The sequence below is a fragment of the Phormidium sp. CCY1219 genome (assembly GCF_055795085.1).
The window spans coordinates 1-8,313 of record NZ_JAYFEQ010000829.1 but is presented as its reverse complement, the minus strand read 5'-3'; the positions used below and the strand labels follow the sequence as shown (position 1 = coordinate 8,313).

Annotated in this window: 9 protein-coding genes and 1 CRISPR repeat array; of the genes, 8 read left to right on the top strand and 1 reads right to left on the bottom strand. The window is 50.8% G+C overall.

Going from position 1 to position 8,313, the window contains the following annotated elements; all coding sequences use genetic code 11:
• The first annotated feature begins 58 nt into the window (after positions 1 to 58).
• From AC0QH1_RS26275 to AC0QH1_RS26260, 4 genes are all read left to right on the top strand, one after another.
• Positions 59 to 418, top strand: a complete 360-nt coding sequence (locus AC0QH1_RS26275) for a class II aldolase/adducin family protein (protein ID WP_324634413.1) — start codon at positions 59 to 61, stop codon at positions 416 to 418.
• A gap of 257 nt (positions 419 to 675) precedes the next feature.
• Complete coding sequence (locus AC0QH1_RS26270) at positions 676 to 1,890, top strand: damage-control phosphatase ARMT1 family protein (RefSeq protein ID WP_324634412.1); 1,215 nt, start codon at positions 676 to 678, stop codon at positions 1,888 to 1,890.
• 150 nt (positions 1,891 to 2,040) lie between these two features.
• Positions 2,041 to 2,190: a hypothetical protein gene (locus AC0QH1_RS26265; protein WP_324634411.1), complete on the top strand. Its 150-nt coding sequence runs from the start codon at positions 2,041 to 2,043 to the stop codon at positions 2,188 to 2,190.
• Positions 2,191 to 2,493 carry a hypothetical protein gene (locus tag AC0QH1_RS26260; protein WP_324634410.1) on the top strand — a complete coding sequence of 101 codons (303 nt, stop codon included), beginning with the start codon at positions 2,191 to 2,193 and terminating at the stop codon, positions 2,491 to 2,493.
• Positions 2,494 to 2,828: 335 nt separating this feature from the next.
• Here the strand turns inward: AC0QH1_RS26260 and AC0QH1_RS26255 are convergent, their stop codons facing one another.
• The gene (locus tag AC0QH1_RS26255; protein ID WP_324634409.1) at positions 2,829 to 3,332 is read right to left on the bottom strand and encodes a hypothetical protein; all 504 of its coding nucleotides are present in this window, start codon (positions 3,330 to 3,332) and stop codon (positions 2,829 to 2,831) included.
• 103 nt (positions 3,333 to 3,435) lie between these two features.
• Here AC0QH1_RS26255 and AC0QH1_RS26250 point away from each other — a divergent pair, with 103 nt between their 5' ends.
• The 4 genes from AC0QH1_RS26250 (at position 3,436) to cas2 (ending at position 6,617) form a co-directional block, all read left to right on the top strand.
• A complete protein-coding gene (locus tag AC0QH1_RS26250; RefSeq protein WP_324634408.1) occupies positions 3,436 to 4,353 on the top strand; it encodes a histone deacetylase family protein in 918 nt (305 codons plus the stop codon).
• Positions 4,354 to 4,691: 338 nt separating this feature from the next.
• Positions 4,692 to 5,252, top strand: a complete 561-nt coding sequence (locus tag AC0QH1_RS26245; RefSeq protein WP_324634407.1) for a CPBP family glutamic-type intramembrane protease — start codon at positions 4,692 to 4,694, stop codon at positions 5,250 to 5,252.
• Between the two features lie 73 nt (positions 5,253 to 5,325).
• Positions 5,326 to 6,336, top strand: a complete 1,011-nt coding sequence (cas1, locus tag AC0QH1_RS26240) for a CRISPR-associated endonuclease Cas1 (protein WP_324634406.1) — start codon at positions 5,326 to 5,328, stop codon at positions 6,334 to 6,336.
• Positions 6,333 to 6,617, top strand: a complete 285-nt coding sequence (cas2, locus tag AC0QH1_RS26235; RefSeq protein WP_324634405.1) for a CRISPR-associated endonuclease Cas2 — start codon at positions 6,333 to 6,335, stop codon at positions 6,615 to 6,617. The genes cas1 and cas2 overlap by 4 nt, the downstream gene beginning before the upstream one ends.
• A gap of 329 nt (positions 6,618 to 6,946) precedes the next feature.
• Positions 6,947 to 7,828: a CRISPR direct-repeat array (repeat unit 37 nt; unit sequence GTCATTTCCTACCAATTCCCCGCAAGGGGACGGAAAC).
• Between the last annotated feature and the right edge of the window lie 485 nt (positions 7,829 to 8,313).

The following is an 8,313-nucleotide window of genomic DNA, read 5'->3' as shown; positions in this document are numbered from 1 at the left end:
GTGGGGAAAAGCGCCTTTAAAAGTCCGACTTTGGACTCTTTAAGAATCCCTCGGATTTATCCGTAGGGAGTATCAAGAAGACCATGCGGTGTTTGACGACTACACCGGGGTGGTGTTGGATCTCGATGAGGGGGACCGTCTGGCGCAGACCCTCGGCGATCGCAAAGCGGTTATCCTCCGCAATCACGGATTGCTCACCGTGGGTCATTCGGTGGATGAAGCTGCCTGGTGGTTTATCACAATGGAGCGCTCTTGTCAAGCCCAACTGATGGCGGAAGCGGCGGGCACTCCGATCCTCATTCGTCCGGAAATCGCCCAGTTGACCTATACTCAGGTTGGTACTCACTATATGGGATGGTTTAGCTTTCAGTCACTTTACGACATGATTGTGCGCCAACAACCCGATTTACTGGAGTAATCTCATCGGTGGAGCTATCATAATAAAAACCATGAGTCCGTGTAGGCGGACTTGGATTGCCTAGGCGCGATTTCAATCGCCCGCTTTTATTAGGCGCGATTTCAATCGCTTTGATTACAATTAGTCCGCGTAGGCGGACTTGGGTTTTGCCTCGGGGCGATTTTAATCGCCCGCCTTTGATTACTCAGGCGATATTTCAATCGCTTTTATTGCCAGGGCTTTTTCTTGCTTACTTGTTCATTCTTCTAAGTTATCCAATGAGTGATTATCGCCAACCCCGATCGCCCATTCCGCCCCCGATTAAAGGAGCGGAAAAAGGGTCTTTTGCTTATTATACTGTAGTGGAACGATTGCCCGATTTGTGTGGGCGAATTGTTGCCGAAAATGAGTTTCCGCCCGGAATTGTGGAAAACTTAGAACTATTGGCGGCAGAATTGCCAGAGAAAACGGTACGATCGCTGGCGAATAGTGCTGCACCGGATTGGGCCGCATGGGAGAGATATCTCGCCCCGTATGCGGGACAAAATTGGTTGGAAATTCCTTGGTATTTTATCGAGGCATATTTTTATCGGCGAGTGCTGGAAGCGACGGGATATTTTCAACCCCTAAGCGAAGGATATGGGGTAGACCCTTATGCGGTGCAAAAACGGCGGGGGTTGGAGAATGCGATGCATTCGATTCAACCGTTGAGCGCCAAGTTGAACGAACTGCAGGGGAAATGGGATAAAAAAGGGTTGGTTTCTCTGATGTATTTTTCCTTGTGGGGGAATCGGATAGATTTAAGTTTGTGGCCCACGGAAGAGGGCGATCGCGTATTTATCGAAGTGGCGGAAAAGGAAGAGAATCTGCTGGGGGATGATAGCTGGCGGGTGGCGGAATTTCTGGAGGAGAAAACCCCCGATCGCCTGGATTTTATTCTGGATAATTCTGGATTTGAATTGGTGTGCGATTTGTGTTTGGCGGACTTTTTGCTCAGCACTCATCCTCAGTGCGAAATTCACTGGCATGTGAAACCACATCCGATATTTGTGTCTGATGCGATGGGCAAAGATGTGCGCGAAACGGTAAAAGCGATCGCGAATCATTCTGAAAAAGCGGTGCAAGCATTAGGCGATCGCTTGCAAGGGTATTTAGAGAGCGATCGCTTGTTGCTGCGCGAGGATTTCTTTTGGACTTCGCCATTAGTTTTCTGGGAAATGCCCGATACCTTGCGCCAAGATATAGCAGAATCGAGCTTAATTTTCGTCAAAGGAGATGCGAACTATCGGCGGATTCTCGGGGACCGTCACTGGGATTTTACCACCAAATTTGCCGATATTGCCTGTTATTTTCCCGCCCCGGTTGTCGCCTTGCGAACCTTAAAATCGGAACTTGCTTGTGGAGTGCATCCCCATCAAATTGAGACCTTAAACCGGGAAGTACCAGAGTGGTTAACCAACGGCACTCGGGGGGTCATTCAGTTTCATGGTTAGGGCGATCGCCCTGCGATCGGCGAAAAGGGGTGACGCGGAGTGAGAATTTCTGATGTAATGGTCAAAGGAGTTTACCCCCGTCACCCCCTCGCTTGAGGAGTGGGAGGGTATAGCTTCCTTCTCTCCTAGAGAGAAAGTCGCAGTCTGCTAATGGATTATACCACAATTCGGACAATTCCCGCCAATCGAATCACATTGAGAATGCTGAAAGAGCGATTGGGGCTACAATTCGCACCAGACGCGCAATTTTTCCCGGAATGGAGGGAAACTCATCCCACTTTGAGCGACACGGAAGAGTAAATGTTAGACCGGGTGAAGGATAATTTTTTGGCGCTGATGGAAGATGTGCCCCGACTGGAGAATAGGGTTAAAATGGTGGGGGTTTTGCCGTTGCTGGATTTGGGGGGATTTTACCGCCTACCCTTTCGGATTGAAACCGAAGCGGGAGTGAGTCTGGAGATAGAAGACGAAGGTATAGTCATTCAGGGTAGGATTGATGTGTTGGTACAGAAAAATCGACTTTGGTTGTTAATTATCGAATTCAAGCGCAGGGATTTTGCCGTGAGTCGCGCTATTATTCACAAGCGCTGGCGTATATGTTAAGAGATAGCGGCGAAACTTCGGGATGAGAGAATGGGGAATTGCCCAGTTTTGGGATAAGTGCGAATATGAATTTTTATTTTTGAAAGCAACGCGGTATCTATTGGTGCAATATGCGAATTCTTGATTGTTTTCTCTGTTCAATCCGGATAATGACCTGCGATCGGTGCTGCAAATTTTAAAGCAGTTAGGACAAATTGCCGTTTCCGCACCGCAATAAAATCCGCCATACATAAATGATAATTGGGGAGGGTGCGTGACGCGGGATGTTGTTTGGGGGATAATGGCGATATTAGTTAACCCGCGTCACGCACCCTACAACGTGAAAAGTGCGGCAATTATTCCGGTAATTGTTCTTTAAATTGGCCAATTTGTTGCGAGGTTAACTGGGTTTTCACCTCTAACAATTGGGTGCGATCGCGCAAAATCAGCGTATTGCCCTCAAAGACAATTTCCGCCTCTTTTAACTTCACGGTTTTATATTGAATCGCCGCCACTCCCACCCGAATCACCAAGGTGGGTTGAGACTGGGGATAAATATATAATTCCTGACGCAGGCGATCGAGTTCCAGTTTGCTTACCGTGGTATTGCGCGGGTCCGGAGTGCCCGGTTTTCGCCAATAGAGGGTGATTCCGCGCACTTCCGGATTGCTGATAACGAATTGTTCGTCAAAGCGCTGCGGTTCCCAATCCAGGTCCGTCACCTCGCCACTGGCGGGAATAATCCGCTGTCGCCAAGTGACTTCCTTCCCATTGAGGTTACTCCACCATCGGCGAATGGTATCGAAATGGTCCGGATTTTCCGGATTGTTGCTTCCGTAGTGCCAAGTAATCGATTGCATGATAAACTCTCCTTAGTCATTGTTCTTATTTTAGAGTCTAAACGCGAGAGTGGCGACATTCTCCAACCTCTAACTGCAAAAAATCTCAACCCCAACCGGAAAAATGGATTTGCCAATTGTTTATCATCCCGACTACGTTGCGCCGTTACCCGAGAATCATCGCTTTCCGATGCAGAAATTTGGGTTGCTTTACGAGTTGCTGGTGGCGGATAATGTGGCCCATCGCTGGCAATTTCACACCCCCACCCTCCCGCCGCGAGAGTGGATAGAATTGGTGCATGTGCCAGATTACGTGCAAGCGTATTGTGAAGGAACCCTGGAACCCAAGGCACAGCGGCGGATTGGCTTACCCTGGTCCCCAGAACTTGCAAATCGCACTTGCATGGCGGTGGGGGGCGCGGTCCTGACGGCGAAGTTAGCCCTCGAGTGCGGGTTGGCGTGCAATACAGCAGGGGGAACTCATCATGCGTTTCCTACCTTTGGGTCGGGATTTTGCATTTTCAACGATTTAGCGATCGCACCTCGGGTGTTGCAACAGTTGGGATTAGTCCGCAAGGTACTGATTGTAGACCTAGACGTGCATCAGGGCGATGGAACCGCGTTGATTTTCCAAGATGACCCCACAGTGTTTACCTTTTCCATGCACTGCGAGGTGAACTTTCCGGCGCGAAAGCAAACCAGCGATTTAGATGTGCCCTTACCAGTGGGGATGGAGGATGATGAATACTTGCAAACCGTGGCAAAATACTTGCCCGATTTGCTGTCCCAGTTTCAGCCAGATTTGGTGATGTACGATGCCGGAGTAGACGTGCATGGGGGCGATCGCTTGGGCAAACTCAGCTTAACCGATACCGGGGTTTTTCGCCGGGACATGCAAGTGCTAAGCACCTGTGTCGCCGCCGGCTATCCCGTCGCCTGCGTCATTGGCGGCGGTTATGCAGATGATATGCCTGGGTTAGTATATCGTCATTCCCTACTCCATCGCGCGGCAGCACAAGTGTTCCATCAGGCGCGTATGTGAGATTTTGAGATATAATATCGCGGGGGAATGAGCCGCACCCTAAAACGGAGTGGCAAACGAACCGAGCTACTCCTACGCGGGCTGGTTGGGGAATTTAATCCACAAACATTGCCTCCATCGCGCGGTTGAAATGTGCGATTAATTTGCGAGCTTGACTCGCCTCACTCGTTGGCGATCGCCTGGGAACGTCTCACCCCTCCGCCTCCAATAAATGTGCCTAACAGGCTCCCTTGCTTACACAATAGCAATGGTACAGGCGATTTCAATCGCCCGCGTTTCCCCGCCCGGGAAACCAACCATGATATCATATAAATTTACCGCCAGCAGAGGATATAACTATGGAAATGATAAATACCATCCATCGCCGAATACTCACCGCCTTTTTCACCCTTCCCGATGGGGAAGGATGGCTGTTCGCTGCCGGGGTTTTAGGGAGTTATACTGTGCTGGCATTGGCGATCGGGTTTTACTGGGATTTTCTGCAAGTGGATGTGCAAAAATCCGGGAGAAAAATTCTCCGGGTGATGGGAAGCGCGCTGGTCATTCCCGGACTGACCGAGGAATTGACCTTTCGGGTTATACTGCTTCCGCATCCCACGGAAACGGTTTCCGATGTCACCTTGTGGAGTTGGGGGATTGTGGGAGTGCTGTTGTTTGTGCTTTATCATCCGTTAGAAGGGTTTACCTTTGCCAAAGCGCAACAGAAAACGATGGTCAATCCGGTGTTTTTGGGGTTGGCGGGATTGTTGGGATGTGCCTGCACGATCGCCTATTGGGGAACCGGGTCGATATGGTGCCCGGTGGCGATACATGGGGTGGTGGTGGCGGTATGGCGCTTGTTTTTAGGCGGCGATCGCGAATTGTTTGGGGAAACCCTAACCGCCGACTCGCAGGTGTGAGGTGCCAATCGCAATAGAAGAAGGGCTTTCCATACAGGTGGTTAACTAGAAAAGCCTTTCCCAGAACAAAACCATGACCGCTTTATATTTAACCGAACCGCAAACCGTGGTGCGCTATCGCAATCAAAACCTTATCGTACAACGCAACGGAGAATCGAGTTCCTGTCGGGTGGCGGAAATCGAGTTGGTGGTGGTCCTACCCGGGGTACAGCTTACCGATGGCGCGATCGCCCAATTGCTCGATCGCGGTATCGAAACCATCTTCCTGCGAAGTGACGGGCGGTTTCGCGGACGCCTGCAGGGTCATTTCCAAACCAATCCCACCATTCGTCTGGCCCAGTATCGCACGGTGAACACTACCTTTGGGATGGCCCTGGCGCAGAAATTGGTGGCGGGCAAAATCCGCAATCAGCGCCAAGTGTTGCAACAGCGCAACCGCGTTACTAAGGGGAAAATCTCCCAACTCAGCGAGGCGATCGACCTGATGGCGTCCTATTCCTTGCGCTTAAACCAGACGGAAACCCCCCTCAACCGCGATGAACTGATGGGGATTGAAGGGATTTGCGCCCGCACCTACTACCAAGGGTTGCGCCACTGGTTTCCGGCGCAGTGGAACTTTACCGGGCGGAATCGGCGTCCCCCTCGCGACCCGGTGAATGCTTTGCTCAGTTGGGGGTATGGGGTGCTCCTGGCGCGGGTATTCGCCGCCTGCATTCAAGCGGGTTTGGATCCGTATTTGGGGTTTTTTCATGCAGTGGAACCCTATCGCCCGAATCTGGTGTTGGATTTGATGGAGGAGTTTCGCCCGGTGATTGTGAACCGTGCTGCGATCGCGATCGTCCAGTCAGACATCCTCGACCCTTTGGATTTCGAACCCTCCCCGGATGGTGAAGGAGTCTGGTTGGGGAAAATGGGGAAAAAACTCTATTTGGGGCAATTAGAACGGCAATTTCGCACTCAAATGCGCTATCCCCCGCAAAATCGTCGCTTGACCTTGAGCCAAATTCTGCTCGAACAAGGGCGATGGTTGGGTCGCTGTTTGGTGGAGTCTTCGTTGGATTATGAGGCATTTGGATTAAAATGACGGATTTTTGGTTGGTTTGCTATGACCTGCGCGATAATAAGCGCCGCAATAAGTTGGCAAAGTTGATGGAACAGCGCTGTCAGCGGGTGCAATATTCGGTGTTCGAGTGTCCTCTAGAGGAGGAAACCCTCGGTTTTTTGATGGAGAACCGCTGGTTAAAGGTACTTGACCTGTCTCAGGACAGTCTGCGCGCCTATCCCCTGAATCAGACGGCGAAGAAGCAGGCGAAAATCTATGGGTCTCCTCCTCTGTGCGAACCGCCGGATTATTTGATTTTTTGAGCGCTTCTCTGGCTCTTCGGGAGATGCCCACAGCGGAAATGACCGCTGGCTGCGGGTTTGGCGGATTGTAACGAAATGTAACAGGTTCGCCCACTGCGACGGCAGCCGTTAGAAAAAGCTAAAAAGAGGAATTTGCAGCCAGAGTGAGCTGAAGCGGGAATTTTACCGCTTTTTTTTCGGCAGGTATGGGATAATTTTGGTTTATGGATGAATTTGAGTTGATTCGTTCCTGCCCTGGCGGCGGGTTAAGTTTTGTTAACTTCATCCTCCGTGCTCTGGCGAAAATGCACCTTGACAATTCGGCATATCAGTGCTTTCATAAGGGTAGGGTCATTTCCTACCAATTCCCCGCAAGGGGACGGAAACTAGATAACTTAGAGCCATATTCCTCCTCCCCAGTGGTCGTCATTTCCTACCAATTCCCCGCAAGGGGACGGAAACTTAGGGGAGGAGTGTCTTACTTTAGGGGGACTCCCCGGTCATTTCCTACCAATTCCCCGCAAGGGGACGGAAACTTCTTGTGCTTCAGTAAGTCCTTCAATCTTATCCCAAGTCATTTCCTACCAATTCCCCGCAAGGGGACGGAAACACTAGGCTAGAAACGATGTAATATACCCCTTTTTTAGGTCATTTCCTACCAATTCCCCGCAAGGGGACGGAAACACCAGCCATCGACCATCTTTTAACGGAATAACGGAGTGGTCAGTCATTTCCTACCAATTCCCCGCAAGGGGACGGAAACACACTTAGGCTGCCCGCAGGTGCAGGTAACACCTTCAAGTCATTTCCTACCAATTCCCCGCAAGGGGACGGAAACCGCCGAGAATGTAGTGCTTGGAACCACTTTTAACGAACGGAGGTCATTTCCTACCAATTCCCCGCAAGGGGACGGAAACCTAGAAAGATAATAAAACCATAGCTATCTCCATCGCTTAATGTCATTTCCTACCAATTCCCCGCAAGGGGACGGAAACCTCTAAAATCTTTAGTTGCAAATTATCAGTATCCTGCGCTTCGTCATTTCCTACCAATTCCCCGCAAGGGGACGGAAACTGAAGGGCGGGGTAAATCACCCCGATGGCCCGAGCCTCCGCGTCATTTCCTACCAATTCCCCGCAAGGGGACGGAAACCTGTAAAGGAGTCTCCATTCCGAACACCCGAGCCCAGAGATTCGTCATTTCCTACCAATTCCCCGCAAGGGGACGGAAACTTCAGGCTCAATACCCTAAGTCGGGAAAATTGAGCCAACATCTGAAGGTCATTTCCACTCAATTCCCGGCAAGGGGACAGACGAGGTTCGGTTAACCGAATACTCTTATTCCAGAGAACCGTAACTGCGATCGCCACTCAACTCCCCGCAAGGGGACGGAAACCCTTGGGCAATACGATTTGCCCATAACGAGTTTCTATCCCCCAGGCAAATTTCCCGTAAAAGCAGGGAAGCGAGAATTTTGGCAAAAGCTCACGGGGCGAGGATTTTACCCAGTTTCCCCCCGCAGCCAGTTTCCATCCCCCATAACCCCCGTGGGGGAATTCTGTGTCAACGAGTTGGGGGACAATTTTTTTGAAACCCGCTCCAGGAAAGGGTTAGGAGAGATTTTCTCTGTCAGCGAGTTTCTATCCCCCGTGGGGTGTTGCTGGCACCATTCTCAACAAGCTTTTGTTGTAGACCCGAGGATCCGGCGGGGATTAAAA

What these genes read in the sequence shown, in the direction of transcription:
- AC0QH1_RS26270 (WP_324634412.1), top strand. Translation starts at nt 676, where the DNA reads ATGAGTGATTATCGCCAACCCCGATCGCCCATTCCGCCCCCGATTAAA.
- AC0QH1_RS26265 (WP_324634411.1), top strand. Translation starts at nt 2,041, where the DNA reads ATGGATTATACCACAATTCGGACAATTCCCGCCAATCGAATCACATTG.
- AC0QH1_RS26260 (WP_324634410.1), top strand. Translation starts at nt 2,191, where the DNA reads ATGTTAGACCGGGTGAAGGATAATTTTTTGGCGCTGATGGAAGATGTG.
- AC0QH1_RS26255 (WP_324634409.1), bottom strand. Translation starts at nt 3,332, where the DNA reads ATGCAATCGATTACTTGGCACTACGGAAGCAACAATCCGGAAAATCCG.
- AC0QH1_RS26250 (WP_324634408.1), top strand. Translation starts at nt 3,436, where the DNA reads ATGGATTTGCCAATTGTTTATCATCCCGACTACGTTGCGCCGTTACCC.
- AC0QH1_RS26245 (WP_324634407.1), top strand. Translation starts at nt 4,692, where the DNA reads ATGGAAATGATAAATACCATCCATCGCCGAATACTCACCGCCTTTTTC.
- cas1 (WP_324634406.1), top strand. Translation starts at nt 5,326, where the DNA reads ATGACCGCTTTATATTTAACCGAACCGCAAACCGTGGTGCGCTATCGC.
- cas2 (WP_324634405.1), top strand. Translation starts at nt 6,333, where the DNA reads ATGACGGATTTTTGGTTGGTTTGCTATGACCTGCGCGATAATAAGCGC.